Source organism: Marinilabilia rubra, assembly GCF_003121985.1.
Classification (GTDB): Bacteria; Bacteroidota; Bacteroidia; order Bacteroidales; family Marinilabiliaceae; genus Marinilabilia; species Marinilabilia rubra.
The window spans coordinates 66,998-80,363 of record NZ_QEWP01000007.1 but is presented as its reverse complement, the minus strand read 5'-3'; the positions used below and the strand labels follow the sequence as shown (position 1 = coordinate 80,363).

Below are 13,366 nucleotides of genomic sequence, written 5' to 3'. Positions count from 1 at the left end.
AGGATTCCAAAGGTAAGGGAGAGTACCTCGTCCCAGGCTACTTATTTATGGGGGTTCCGTAACGATTAATCCAGAACATCTGATTGATGAAATAATAAAAACTAACATTAACCATCTTTACAAATGAGTTCGACCATAATAAAGCTCAGAGAGAAAATAGGCTATGGATTTGGGGATGCCGCCTCATCCATGTATTGGAAGATTTTCACCTTTTATCTGGCCATCTTTTATACAGATGTTTTTGGCATTCCGGCTGCTGCAGCCGGAACCATGTTTTTGGTGACCAGGATCTGGGATACGGCCAATGATCCCATCATGGGAATTATAGGTGACCGGACCAATACCCGATGGGGGAAATTTCGTCCCTATCTTTTATGGATTGCAGCCCCCTTTGCCATTATCGGGATTTTGTTGTTTACTACTCCTGATTTGAGCGTTAATGGCAAGATTATATATGCATACATTACTTACACATTGATGATGATGGCTTATACGGCCATTAATGTGCCTTATGCAAGCCTTCTGGGTGTGATGACGGCCAAATCCGATGAAAGAACCAGCTTTGCTTCTTACAGGATGGTCTTTGCCTTTGGCGGAAGTCTGCTTGTGGTGGCCATTTTTCAGCCAACGGTGGATTTCTTTAACAACGTGGTGAATATTGGGGCTGAAGTTTCTTATCAGTTGACCATGGTGATTATCGGAGTTATCGCCATTGGGTTTTTTCTGATGACTTTTTCCTGGACCCGTGAGCGAATCAAACCACCCAAAAATCAGGAAAGCAGTCTGAAAGAGGATTTCAAAAACCTGTTGGGAAATGTACCCTGGTTTATAATCCTGGGAGCAGGTATTATGACTTTAATTTTCAATTCTGTTCGCGATGGAGTGGCCATGTATTACTTTAAGTATTATGTGATTGATGAAACTGCCTTGTCCGTCTTTTCTGCCACATTCGCTTATAGTACCTTTTATTTATTTCTGGGGCAGGCTACAAATATGATTGGCGTGATAATGGCGAAACCCATCTCAGCGATAATCGGGAAGAGAAAGACCTTTATGTATGCCATGTTTATGGCTGCAGCACTGAGTGTTGTTTTTTACTTCTGCAACCGCGAAAACTATGTCTTTATCTATCTTCTTCAGGCATTGATAAGTTTTTGTGCCGGAATTATTTTCCCGCTCATGTGGTCTATGTATGCCGATGCAGCTGATTATTCCCAGTATAAGACCGGGCGCCGGGCCACCGGACTGGTTTTCTCTGCTTCCAGTATGTCTCAAAAACTGGGATGGACTCTTGGAGGATCTATTACCTTGTGGCTTTTGGCTTTCTTTGGATTTGAAGCCAATGTGGGGCAAACGCCTGATACTATCGAAGGTATAAAGTATATGATGAGTTTTGTGCCTGCTGTTGCAGCAGTAATTTCAGGTGCCATCATGATCTTCTATAAACTCAGTGATCATAAAATGGAAGAAATTATTGCAGAGCTGGAAAGAAGAAGGGCTGCTGAATAAAAACAAAACGTTATGCTTTCAATAGAATTGGATCAAAACTGGCAATTTTCTCAGGCTGGTCTTAATGTGTGGAGTGATGCCCGGGTTCCCGGTACCGTTCATACCGATTTGTTGAGGAACGGAATTATTGATGATCCGTTTTATCGGACCAATGAAAAAGATCTTCAATGGATTGATAAAGTTGACTGGAGCTATCGTACCCATTTTGAAGTTGATTCATCTTTATTGGAGCATGATGTTGTGGAACTTTGTATTCATGGGTTGGATACTTATGCTTTTGTTTTCCTGAACGGACATATAATATTAAAAGCCAATAATATGTTTCGTGTATGGTCGGTCAACGTAAAGCGACATCTGGATATTGGGAATAATGAGCTTCAGGTTTATTTCCGGTCTCCGGTAAAGCAGGGATTGTCAGAGCAAAAGTACTTCGGAATGCGGCTGCCTGCCGTCAATGACCAGAGTGAGAACGGTGGATTGGGGCCTAATAAAGTCAGTGTTTTTTCAAGGAAAGCCGGTTTTCATTATGGTTGGGATTGGGGCCCTCGGTTTGTTACTTCAGGAATTTGGCGTCCCATTGAGTTGTTGGCATGGAATCAGATTAAAATAAAAGACGTTTTTATTGCCCAGGAAAAAATTGATACGATTAATGCACAACTTAAAGCCATTGTCAGCGTTGAAAATCCAGAGCCCTGGAATGTTAAAGTTGTTGTAGAAAATGTAACAGACAATTCCACCATTGAAAGTAAAGAACTGCAATTATCCCCGGAATTGCCCCAGGTTGAAATCCCCTTTAGCATTGAAAATCCTCGTTTGTGGTGGTCCAATGGGCTTGGAGAGTCTTTTTTGTACCATTTCAGAGTAAAAATAATTTCAGAAAACGGAAGTGAAGTTGAGAAGGAAATTCGCACCGGACTACGTAGTTTAAATCTGGTAAGAGAAAGGGATGAATTTGGTGAATCATTTTATTTTGAGCTGAATGGGCAGAAAGTATTTGCCAAGGGCGCCAATTACATCCCCAACGATATCTTTTTAACCGAGGTGAAAGCTGACGATTACCGGAAAGTTATTTCGGATGCGGCATCTGCCAATATGAATATGATCCGGGTCTGGGGAGGTGGTATTTATGAAGAGGATATCTTCTACGATCTGTGCGATGAAATGGGCATTATGGTGTGGCAGGATTTTATGTTTGCCTGTAGTCTTTATCCGGGAGATCAGGAATTTCTGGATAATATAAAGCAGGAAGCCATAGACAATGTGGTACGCTTACGTAATCATCCTTCCATAGCCCTGTGGTGTGGGAATAATGAAATTAATACCATGTGGGGCTTTCATGGTGATGAAGACCCGTTGGGCTGGAAAAAATTATACTCTTCAAAGCAAAAAGAATTTGTTAATGACGCCTATCTGAAAATTTTTCATGAGATACTTCCCGAGGTGATTGAAAATTACACCGATGGCGATGATTACTGGCCTTCATCTCCCCAGGCTGGATACAAACCGGAAAAACACTCCACATTTGATACCCTTTCCTCAGGTGACCAGCACTATTGGGGAGTGTGGCATGGATTACATCCTTTTTCAGCCTTTGAGAAATATGTCGGGCGTTTCATGAGTGAATATGGGTTTCAATCGTTTCCTGAATTTGAAACTGTAAAAAAATATACCATTCCTTCCGATCACGATATTGAGTCGGAGGTGATGGCGGCCCACCAGCGAAGTGGCTTCGGGAATCTCAGGATTAAGGAGTACATGGAAAGGGAATACAATGTGCCGGAAAATTTTGAGCAATTTCTCTATTTGAGCCAGGTGCTTCAGGCAGAGGGAATACGCATGGCTGTTGAAGCACATCGCAGAAACATGCCCCGGTGTATGGGGTCGCTCTACTGGCAGCTCAACGATTGCTGGCCCGTTGCTTCATGGGCGAGTATCGATTATTATCACAACTGGAAAGCTTTGCACTATGCTGTTCGAAAAGCTTTTGAGCCTGTCATTTTGTCTGTGTATGAGGGCGGCAGCCTTCTGAAAGTTTTTTCAGTTTCTGACCGTGTAAATGACTTTATTGGAACGCTTTTGGTGAAGGTGCTTTCGTTTTCCGGAAAAGTGATCAGACAACTTGAGCTGCCGGTTCAGGTGGAAGCCAGTTCAAGCAAAATCCTGTTTTCCACCGATCTGGAGGCATTGCTAAAAGGAGCAGAAAAGGATCAGGTGGTTATTCATTGTTCCCTGTATGAGGAAGGAAAAGTACTTTTTAATGCATTGCATTACCTTCTTCCTCCCAAAGAATTGAAACTGCATGACCGGCCAAAAATAAAATTGAAGCTATCCGATACAGAACAGGGGCTCTGCCTTAAAGTTTCAAGCCCAAAACTGGTGAAGAACTTAATGCTTTTTATTCCTGATTTACAAATTTTGTTTTCGGATAATTATTTTGATTTGCTTCCGGGTGAAGAGAAAGAGGTATGGTTTCACACCTCTTTAAAGGCCAACGACCTGAATGGAAAAATCAAATTCAGGCATGTCGTTGTCGGTTGACCCTTATTATACCTCTTGGTTGGAAGTTTCAAGCTCTTTCCAAATCATATCTTTGAGTTCCTGTATGCCCTTTTGAGCTACAGAGGAAATAAATACATATGGAACATCCGGAAGATCCTGTTCTATTTCAGACTGCAGTTCCTCATCAATCATATCTGACTTAGTGATGGCCAGCAACCGCTGCTTGTCCAATAGTTCAGGGTTGTACTGACGAAGTTCGTTGAAAAGGACATTATATTCTTTGTGGATGTCATCACTATCTGCAGGAATCATAAAAAGCAAAATGGAGTTCCGCTCAATGTGTCTTAAAAATCTTAATCCAAGACCTTTTCCCTCGTGGGCCCCTTCGATAATTCCGGGAATATCAGCCATGACGAATGAACGGCTGCCACGGTACTGTACCATGCCCAGGTTGGGAACCAGTGTTGTAAAAGGATAATTGGCAATTTCTGGTTTGGCCGCACTAACAACCGATAGCAAAGTGGATTTTCCGGCATTGGGAAAACCTACCAGTCCCACATCGGCCAGTACTTTCAGTTCAAGGGTAACCGATAGTTCAGTTTCAGGTTCTCCCGGTTGAGCATACCGTGGTGTTTGATTGGTGGCCGATTTAAAATGCGAATTTCCTAATCCTCCGCGTCCACCTTTCACAAGAATATATTCCTGCTCATGTTCGGTTATTTCGCAAATGGTCTCGCCAGTTTCGGTGTCTTTGGCTACTGTACCCAATGGAACTTCAATGTATTTGTCTTCTCCATCGGCACCAGTGGAAGTTTGTCTTCCCCCTGATTCGCCATGACCTGCAAAAATGTGTCGTTGAAATCTTAGGTGCAAAAGCGTCCAGGTATTTCGGTTGCCTATGAGAATAATGTGGCCCCCACGGCCTCCATCTCCACCGTCAGGACCGCCTTTGGCAACGAATTTTTCCCGTCTGAGGTGTCGTGATCCCGGTCCGCCTTTACCCGAACGACAAAATATCTTAACGTAATCAACAAAGTTTGATCCTGACATGGTGTTTTGGTTAAAAAGCCGCATCAGAAGTCCTCTGATGCGGCTGATTTATACTTGTGTTGAAAGGCCTGGTTTAAACCTTTATCGCGTCAATGGCTTCAGAGATCCTTTGGAAAATTTCATCAATTTCTCCAACTCCCCGAATAGGCGCATAAGTGCCTTCTTTCTTGTAAAATTCAATTACAGGGCATGTCCGCTCTTCGTATACCCTAATGCGCTTTTGAATGGTTTCCAGATTGTCATCAGAACGGCCTGAAACTTTACCCCTCTTAAGCAAACGCTGGATAAGTTCTTCGCGGTCCACCTCAAGGTTCAGCATAATATCCACATTCTCCCCGTGCTTTTGCAGCACTTTTTTCAATGCAACAGCCTGGTCTACCGTCCTGGGAAAACCATCAAATATGACCCCTTTAGTGTTTGACAGAGATTCCAGTTTTTTTTCAAGAATTTCAATGATGGTCACATCGGGGATTAGCTCTCCTTTGTCAATAAAGGATTGTGCAATCTTTCCCAGATCACTGCCTTCTTTGATCTCCTTTCTGAGAATTTCTCCGGTTGAGATATGGGCTAAGCCATATTTCTCAATGATTTTTTCACTCTGTGTGCCCTTGCCCGAACCGGGAGGGCCAAAAATTACAATGTTCAGCATAGGATTATGTTTAGTAGTCGATTACCGTGTAAATGTCAGGGAGATTTCTCCCGTAGCCGTCGTAATCAAGACCATAACCTACAATGAAATCATTGGGGATTTCTAATCCTACATAGTCGAGTTCAACATTGCGCTTGCAAGCATCCGGTTTAAACAAAAGGGTAGCAACTTTAACATCGCGGGGGTTTTGTGCATTCAATTGACCAATCAGCTTTTCAATGGTTACACCGGTGTCAACTATGTCCTCCAACAATACAACTGTCCTACCTTCGATTTTTTCATTTAATCCGATAAGTTGTTTAACCTTTCCCGTACTTCCCATTCCCTCGTATGAAGACAGTTTTACGAAGCTGATTTCACAAGGGAAGTCAATTAATTTCATCAGGTCAGCCGAAAACATGAACGAGCCGTTTAAGATACAAATCATTAACGGATTTTTGTCATGTAATTCAGCATTTATTTTACTGGCCATTTCCCACAAGGCTTTCTTAATGTCACTGGCCGGGATAGACAAGGCAAACTCTTTGTCTAAAAGTTTGATGCGCTTCATCGAGGATTGTTTTTTACGGATTTTTAAACTGCAAAAATATAAAAAAATGAACAGACCGGCGTAATTTGTGTTCATGTTCGTAGATTTGTTAGTCTAAGAAGATCAATTGCAAATCGTTATTCATCAGATAAATCTTAATTTTATTGTCTTGCAGAGTAAATTTTCTAACATCCGTAACGATTACAAACGGCTTTCGCTGAGACGAGATAATTTGGAAGGCTTACCGCTTCTTCAACTTAAAAAGTGGCTTGAAGAGGCTGTTGAGACTGAACACACCGAACCTACAGCTATGACTCTGGCGACTGTGGATGCTACAGGCCAGCCTTCTCAAAGGGTAGTACTTTTGAAGGACATATCTGATAAAGGGCTTACCTTTTTTACCAATTATCTTAGCAAAAAAGGACAGCATATTGATTTTTCTCCCAAGGCATCGGTGAACTTCTTTTGGGCTATGCTGGAGCGACAGGTTCGTTTGGATGGTGTTGTGAAAAAAATATCAGCCAAAGAGTCAGATGCTTATTTTGCTTCACGTCCCCGGGAAAGCCAGATCGGGGCATGGGCCTCTCCACAAAGCGAAATGGTTCAGGATAGTGCTTATCTTAATAAAATGTACCGCGAATTTGAAGAGAAATTTTCAGGAATGGAAATTCCCCGTCCTGCACGATGGGGCGGGTATGTTCTGGTACCCCATCGTATTGAGTTTTGGCAGGGACGGCCGGGAAGAATGCACGACCGATTTGTTTATCAGGCGGCAAAAGGAGGCGAATGGGATATCTTTAGACTGGCTCCCTGATGACCGCGGCTGAGTTAAATTCCACAGGGGGGAAGGCTGGGAATTATGCCAGAGTCTGGAAAAACAATTTGTTAATCTTTTTTGAAAATTCGTAATCAGCTGTTCGTTCTTAAGTTGTTATTGGAGTTAATGCGAAATTATTCTGTGTTATACGAATTGTATTTAACCTGACTTCCGTCAGACAGGTATCTAAGGATACAGTAATGCGATCTATTGTATAAATATTTGTTCTCCTTATTTTGTTAAAGACTGAAAGACCTCTTCCAGCGATTCATGTTCCTGGTTCATGGTTAAAAGAATCAGATCATTATCAATCGCCAGCTTAAACAAAGCAGGTCTTATATCAACTCCGGAAGAGGTCGTAACCAACCATCCATTGCCACTGATACTTACTGCTTCAACCCCGGAAATAGCATTGATGGTTTCGGGTGCTACTTTTTTATCATACTCCACAAAAACTCTGGTCTTACCGTTTTGAAGACCTTTTTCGAGGTCACTTGCCGATCTGTCAGCTACAATAAGACCATTGTTGATAATGATCACTCTTTCGCAAATGGCCCTGACCTCTTGCATAATGTGGGTTGATAGTAAAATTGTCTTTTCCTTTCCCAGGTTACTTATGAGGTTGCGAACCTCCACGATCTGGTTGGGATCCAATCCGGTTGTAGGTTCATCCAGAATAAGCACTTCCGGGTCGGGCAATAATGCCTGTGCAATTCCCACCCGTTGACGAAAACCTTTCGACAATGCTCCGATCTTCTTGTGCCTTTCGGGAGTCAGCCCCGTGACATCAATAATTTCTTCAATTCTTTCTTTTCTGTTGTTAAGCTTGTAAAGGCCTGCCACAAAGTTGAGATATTCAGCGACATACATGTCGAGATAAAGTGGATTATGCTCAGGAAGGTATCCCACTTTCTTGCGCACTTCCAAGTCATTCCCTTCCACCGGCAAATTGCATACACTGGTTATTCCTTCTGAGGCAGGTAAATAACCGGTAATAATCTTCATCATTGTTGATTTTCCGGCACCATTAGGGCCTAAAAACCCTACGACCTGACCGGAAGGAATTTCAAAACTCACTTCGTTGAGGGCCTTTTGAGACCCGAAATATTTGCTGACTCCAGAAACGCTTATTGACATTTTCCTCTAAGTTTGTGTCAAAGTTATTAATTTTGGTTCATCAAAAAACAGATAATTTGAATTTTAAAAGCCTCATAAAATGAGTGATCCGCATAAATTTTGTCAATCCTTTTTTCAGTATAATCGAAATAAAACACTTGCAGTTAATGTTGGCGATGTAACCATCGGCGGAGAAAGCCCTGTCAGGGTCCAGTCTATGACTACTACCAATACACTCGATACTGAGGCTACGGCTGAGCAATCACTTAAAATTGCAGAGGCCGGAGGCCAGATTGTTCGTATTACCACCCAGGGCAGACGGGAGGCTTTAAATCTGAAGAATATTAAGGAGGTTCTTTCCCGCAAAGGATGCAATGTGCCGCTTGTTGCCGATGTACACTTTAATCCTTCGGCAGCCGAAATTGCCGCAACTCTAATAGAGAAAGTACGCATCAATCCGGGAAATTTCACAGGAGGTGCTAAAAAGTTCAGAGAATTTGAAGCAGGAGGCCCTGAAGATCAGGCCGGGCTTCAACAAATAAGGGAAAAACTGGTTCCTTTTTTGAAACTATGTAAGGAGCATGGCACTGCAATCCGCATTGGGACCAATCATGGAAGCCTCTCCGACCGCATTATGTCAAAATATGGTGATACTCCCGAAGGGATGGTCGAATCGTGCATGGAATATCTGAGAATCTGCCGGGAAGAGGATTTTAATGATATTGTGTTGAGTATTAAAGCCAGCAATACCCGTGTAATGGTGCATACCGTGCGATTACTGGTGGCTGCAATGCACAGAGAAGAAATGTCTTTCCCGCTTCATCTCGGGGTTACCGAAGCCGGAAGTGGCGAAGATGGCCGGTTAAAGTCTGCAGTAGGCATTGGAGCTCTTTTGGCCGACGGAATTGGTGATACTATCAGGGTCTCTCTTACTGAACCTCCCGAAAATGAAATTCCCGTTGCTCAAAAGCTGGTAAAGCATTTTGTGAAAAGAAGCGGACATGCCCCAATCCCTGAAGTGAGCCCAAAACATTACAGTCCTTTATCTTACCAAAAAAGGCAAACTCATTCAGTGTTAAATGTTGGTGGTGAAAATGCGACCGTTGTTGTTGCTGATATTAGGGATCAGGAAATTCCGGAAAAAGTGGAAGAAATGCCCGAATTTGTCTTATGCAATGCCACTCAGATGGATGCAATTCCTGATAAGTGGGATGGAGTTTTGCGAATTGTTTCCAGGGATGAAATTCCTGGTTTATCAGATCGTCGTGTGGTCCCCTTATTTAATGCCTCCGATAATTGGGTGGATTTTGAAGGGCCAGCTGTTGTATCAGTTAGCTTCTCCGATCTTGATATAAGCTTTGTAACCCGGATGAAACAAAAGGAAGATGTTGTGCTTTTGCTGCATTCAAATCACGAAAACCCTTTAGCCGAACAACGTGCTTTCTTTCTGGAAATGCAAAATCAGAAAGTAACACATCCGGTTATTATTTGGCGGGAGTCGGGAGATGCTGATGCAGAAAATTTTCAGATTACTTCTGCTGCCGATACAGGCATTCTTTTTTTGGATGGCTATGGAGATGGCATTTGCTTAAAAGCACCTAATCAAGATGTGGGAATCACCTTGTCAACCTCTTTTGGTATCCTGCAGGCTTCAAGAGTGAGATTTTCAAAAACAGAGTATATTTCCTGTCCGGGCTGTGGTCGCACTTTGTTTGATCTTCAAGCCACCACCGAAAAAGTGAGAGCCCGAACCGCTCATCTTAAGGGGCTAAAAATCGCTGTCATGGGTTGTATTGTTAACGGAATTGGTGAAATGGCCGATGCAGATTATGGGTATGTTGGGGCCGGACGGGGTCGTATTTCCTTGTTTCGAAACAGGGAGCTTATCCGGAAAAACATTCCTGAGAAAGATGCTGTTCAGCAGCTTGTGGATTTGATTAAAGAATATGGTGATTGGCGTGAGCCCGTTGAGTAAAAGATGCAGTTGGTCAAAAAATACACCACAAATACGTAAAAGTCTGGTCTTTCTGACGACCGAATTTTGCAGTTGGAGTGTATAATGATTAAATTGCAGAGTTGTGAAATCTGACAATGGTTGTAAATAACACATATCCAGTCTCATGAGGTTACTTCGTATCGTTTTATTATTGTTCATCCCTGTTGTTGCATATTCCGGTGAAATATCACTTGAGGGCACATATCAGGGTGAAAATTTGTATGTTAATAACCCGAATTCCGAATCAGGTGTTGGGTTTTGTGTATATGAAGTAATGGTCAACGGAATGACCTCTACCGATGAAATAAACTCCAATTCTTTTGAAATTGATCTGGCTGTATATCGCTTTGCCATAGGAGATCCGGTTCAAGTGGTAATTAAATATAAAGAAGGTTGTGTGCCCAGGGTTATTAATCCGGAAGTGATTGCTCCCAGGGTATCATTTAAAACACTTGACATTGCCGTTAAAGACAATGAGCTACAGTGGAAAACCACTGATGAATCAGGACCCCTGCCATTTATTGTTGAACAGTTCCGGTGGAATAAGTGGGTTCAGGTTGGTCAGGTAAAAGGAAAAGGTGTTCCCGGAACTCATCAATATGATATCACGGTCCGATTGCATTCAGGCGAAAACCGCTTTAGAGTGCGTCAGACAGATGATCAGAATAATCGGAAATATACACCAGAAGTTAATGTGACTGTTGATAAACCTGAAGTTGCTCTGACTTCTGATAAGGTAGAAAAGCAACTTGTTTTTTCCAGGCCTACCCTTTACGAAATCTATGACATTTACGGACGCATAGTGGTGAAGGGTTACAGCGACTCGGTGAATGTTGACAACCTTTCCAGAGGTGACTATTATCTTAACTTTGCAAACAAAATGTCCATGTTCTCCAAACGCTGATATTTGGGGATATGAGTCGTTGGTTGTAACTTGCGCCCGTATTATAAAACCAAGGGCATGACTAAATATATCCTAATATTTGCTGCATTAATCATTGGTGGATTTCTTTCCATTCAAGGTAGTATCAATGCACAGCTTTCCTCTTTTTTAAAACATCCTCTTCAGGCTTCACTGACTAATTTTTTGGTAGGAACAGTCATTCTCATTCTTCTGAATGTTATTTTAAAAACAAGTATGCCCTCGTTCGCTGAAATGAAAGCCGTTCCATGGTATTTGTTTCTGGGAGGGGCCATTGGCGCAATGTTCGTAACCTCTGTTGTTTTGTTAATTCCACGAATTGGAGTGACCACCATGTTGGCTGCCTCGATTGCCGGGCAATTAATTGTAGCGGCAGTTATCGATCATTTTGGTTTTTTCAGTGTGGCCGTGCACCCTGTTTCTTTAAGCCGGGTAGCCGGAATTGTTATGCTGATTTTGGGGATAGTCTTGATTCAACGATAATAAGTTATGTACAGAATCTTCCTGTTATTGCTGCTCCCCGGATTTTTCAGTGCTTGTGATCCCTTTAATGCCATTCTGGAAGAGGATGATGTTGTTTATTATCATTCTGATGCAGACAGTAAAGATGAGTCTGAAGTCGGAGACACCCTGAAGGTGATGACCTGGAATGTTAAATTCGGAGGTGCACGCATCGATTTTTTCTTCGATTGTCACGGCGACAGGGTTTTGATGGAATCGTCAGAAGTTGTGGACAATCTAAAACGCCTTTCTGCTTTTTTAAAAGCCACTCGTCCGGATATTTTGTTTGTACAGGAAGTTGATGTTAACAGCAAGCGCAGTGCTTTTGTCGATCAGGTTGAATGGTTGCTGGAGAACAGTCATTTCAGTTATGCTGCGTATGCCTCCCAATGGCGGGTAAGCCACATCCCTTCTGATGGATTGGGACGCATGGACTCAGGAAATGCTATTTTTTCGGTAACTCCTTTGTTTAAAGGACGCAGAGTGGGACTGCCGCTTATCGGAGAACAGAATTTCTTAGTACGTTACTTTTATCTTCGCCGAAATCTGCTGGATGTTTCCACAGTGATTGGAAAAGACACCCTGCATCTCTTGAATACCCATCTGTCTGCTTATTCCAATGACGGCACAAAAGAAAAGCAAATCGATGTGGTTTATAGTTATTTGGATTCTCTTGACAGATTGAATCTTCCCTTTGTCATCGGTGGAGATTTTAATGCATTGCCACCGGGAACTAAAAATTTGAAAGGATTTCCTGATTCTGCATGTGATGACGGGGAGTTTGAAGCGGATGACTATTCTTTAGAACAGACCTGGATGAGATCCTTTTATGATCAATTTCAAGCGGCGGTTTCTTTAGAAAAATATCAGGTCAATAATTCAGTCTTTTTCACACATACTACTGATAAAAACGGGTTCTGGAACCGGAAACTGGACTACCTCTTTACAAATTCAGCGGTATTGCATGATTCAACCACCACTCATCAAACTGAGTTTTTTTCAGGCATGGAAACTATGCCATTGTCCGATCATTGTGCTCTTGAGACAGTGGTAGTGCTCAGGAAAAATCCATGAAACAGAAATTTGATGTTTTCAAGTAAAAAAGCGGCCCGGACAGAATGTCCAAACCGCTTTCTTAATGAATAGAAAGGCTGGCCGGCAAATCCAGGTCAGGGGGGATGTTAGGGATGAGTTAGTGAATCTGCCAAATAAAGGTTAAAGGGCCTTCTTTTCCAATCCGAATATCATAATAATGAATTAGTCCCTTTATGTTTGCAAGTTTAAGCAGTTTAGTAAAGCCCGTCAATAGTACTTTAGTATAGTTTTTTGGTTATGTAAAGCCGATGTTGATTGTGGTAAGAATGGTCAATGTGTTGTTAGTTAGATATTTGGATCTGAGTAGCAATATGGGCGTGTATTTCTTTTATTTTTTAGTAATTGCAAGGACTGATGAATTCATATTTTGTAGGTGCATGGTATAAGAAATGGAGGATTCAGCTTTCCGGCCTTTGTAAGTTGTGAATTTTGCAGTTTTAGAAATTGAACTGTTTTTGCCAATGAAAACCCTGGTATTGATTATACTAAGATTTTGAAGAGTGGATTCCGTATTGGTAATGGTTTTTGAGCCTAAGTGCGTTTTTATTTTCTTTACTTGGGAAGACAAGGTTGTGGCTGTCTCGGATTGTGGCACCGTTGGATTCATAAAAATATAGCTACTTGCCTCTGAAGGTTTCAAATATCCATGCCTTAGGCTGTACATCCGAAAATTCATCCGGTTT

At 42.1% G+C, this 13,366-nt stretch carries 11 protein-coding genes; 7 read left to right on the top strand and 4 right to left on the bottom strand.

The genetic code is table 11. The annotated features are described in order from the left end of the window. Positions 1-123 precede the first annotated feature (123 nt). A complete protein-coding gene (locus DDZ16_RS10215; protein ID WP_109264365.1) occupies positions 124-1,509 on the top strand; it encodes an MFS transporter in 1,386 nt (461 codons plus the stop codon). A 12-nt stretch (positions 1,510-1,521) separates the two neighbouring features. Further along, complete coding sequence (locus tag DDZ16_RS10210) at positions 1,522-4,047, top strand: beta-mannosidase (protein WP_109264364.1); 2,526 nt, start codon at positions 1,522-1,524, stop codon at positions 4,045-4,047. A gap of 6 nt (positions 4,048-4,053) precedes the next feature. Here the strand turns inward: DDZ16_RS10210 and obgE are convergent, their stop codons facing one another. The 3 genes from obgE to hpt all read right to left on the bottom strand — a co-directional run bounded on the left by obgE (position 4,054) and on the right by hpt (position 6,257). Further along, a complete protein-coding gene (obgE, locus tag DDZ16_RS10205) occupies positions 4,054-5,058 on the bottom strand; it encodes a GTPase ObgE (protein WP_109264363.1) in 1,005 nt (334 codons plus the stop codon). A gap of 73 nt (positions 5,059-5,131) precedes the next feature. After that, positions 5,132-5,707 (bottom strand): adenylate kinase, encoded by a 576-nt coding sequence (locus DDZ16_RS10200; protein ID WP_109264362.1) that lies wholly within the window; start codon positions 5,705-5,707, stop codon positions 5,132-5,134. 10 nt (positions 5,708-5,717) lie between these two features. Further along, positions 5,718-6,257 (bottom strand): hypoxanthine phosphoribosyltransferase, encoded by a 540-nt coding sequence (gene hpt / locus DDZ16_RS10195; protein WP_109264361.1) that lies wholly within the window; start codon positions 6,255-6,257, stop codon positions 5,718-5,720. A 148-nt stretch (positions 6,258-6,405) separates the two neighbouring features. Between hpt and pdxH the strand changes: the two genes are divergently transcribed. Further along, positions 6,406-7,050, top strand: coding sequence for a pyridoxamine 5'-phosphate oxidase (pdxH, locus tag DDZ16_RS10190; protein WP_109264360.1), 645 nt, complete (start codon positions 6,406-6,408; stop codon positions 7,048-7,050). Between the two features lie 234 nt (positions 7,051-7,284). Here the strand turns inward: pdxH and gldA are convergent, their stop codons facing one another. Further along, positions 7,285-8,190: a gliding motility-associated ABC transporter ATP-binding subunit GldA gene (gene gldA / locus DDZ16_RS10185; RefSeq protein WP_109264359.1), complete on the bottom strand. Its 906-nt coding sequence runs from the start codon at positions 8,188-8,190 to the stop codon at positions 7,285-7,287. Between the two features lie 79 nt (positions 8,191-8,269). Between gldA and ispG the strand changes: the two genes are divergently transcribed. The 4 genes from ispG (at position 8,270) to DDZ16_RS10165 (ending at position 12,662) form a co-directional block, all read left to right on the top strand. Beyond that, the gene (gene ispG, locus DDZ16_RS10180; RefSeq protein WP_109264358.1) at positions 8,270-10,144 is read left to right on the top strand and encodes a (E)-4-hydroxy-3-methylbut-2-enyl-diphosphate synthase; all 1,875 of its coding nucleotides are present in this window, start codon (positions 8,270-8,272) and stop codon (positions 10,142-10,144) included. A gap of 145 nt (positions 10,145-10,289) precedes the next feature. Then, the gene (locus tag DDZ16_RS10175) at positions 10,290-11,069 is read left to right on the top strand and encodes a hypothetical protein (RefSeq protein WP_109264357.1); all 780 of its coding nucleotides are present in this window, start codon (positions 10,290-10,292) and stop codon (positions 11,067-11,069) included. Positions 11,070-11,126: 57 nt separating this feature from the next. Continuing rightward, entirely contained in the window at positions 11,127-11,570 is a 444-nt protein-coding gene (locus DDZ16_RS10170; RefSeq protein ID WP_109264356.1) for a DMT family transporter, read from the top strand. Positions 11,571-11,576: 6 nt separating this feature from the next. Then, positions 11,577-12,662: an endonuclease/exonuclease/phosphatase family protein gene (locus tag DDZ16_RS10165; protein WP_109264355.1), complete on the top strand. Its 1,086-nt coding sequence runs from the start codon at positions 11,577-11,579 to the stop codon at positions 12,660-12,662. Positions 12,663-13,366: the final 704 nt, after the last annotated feature.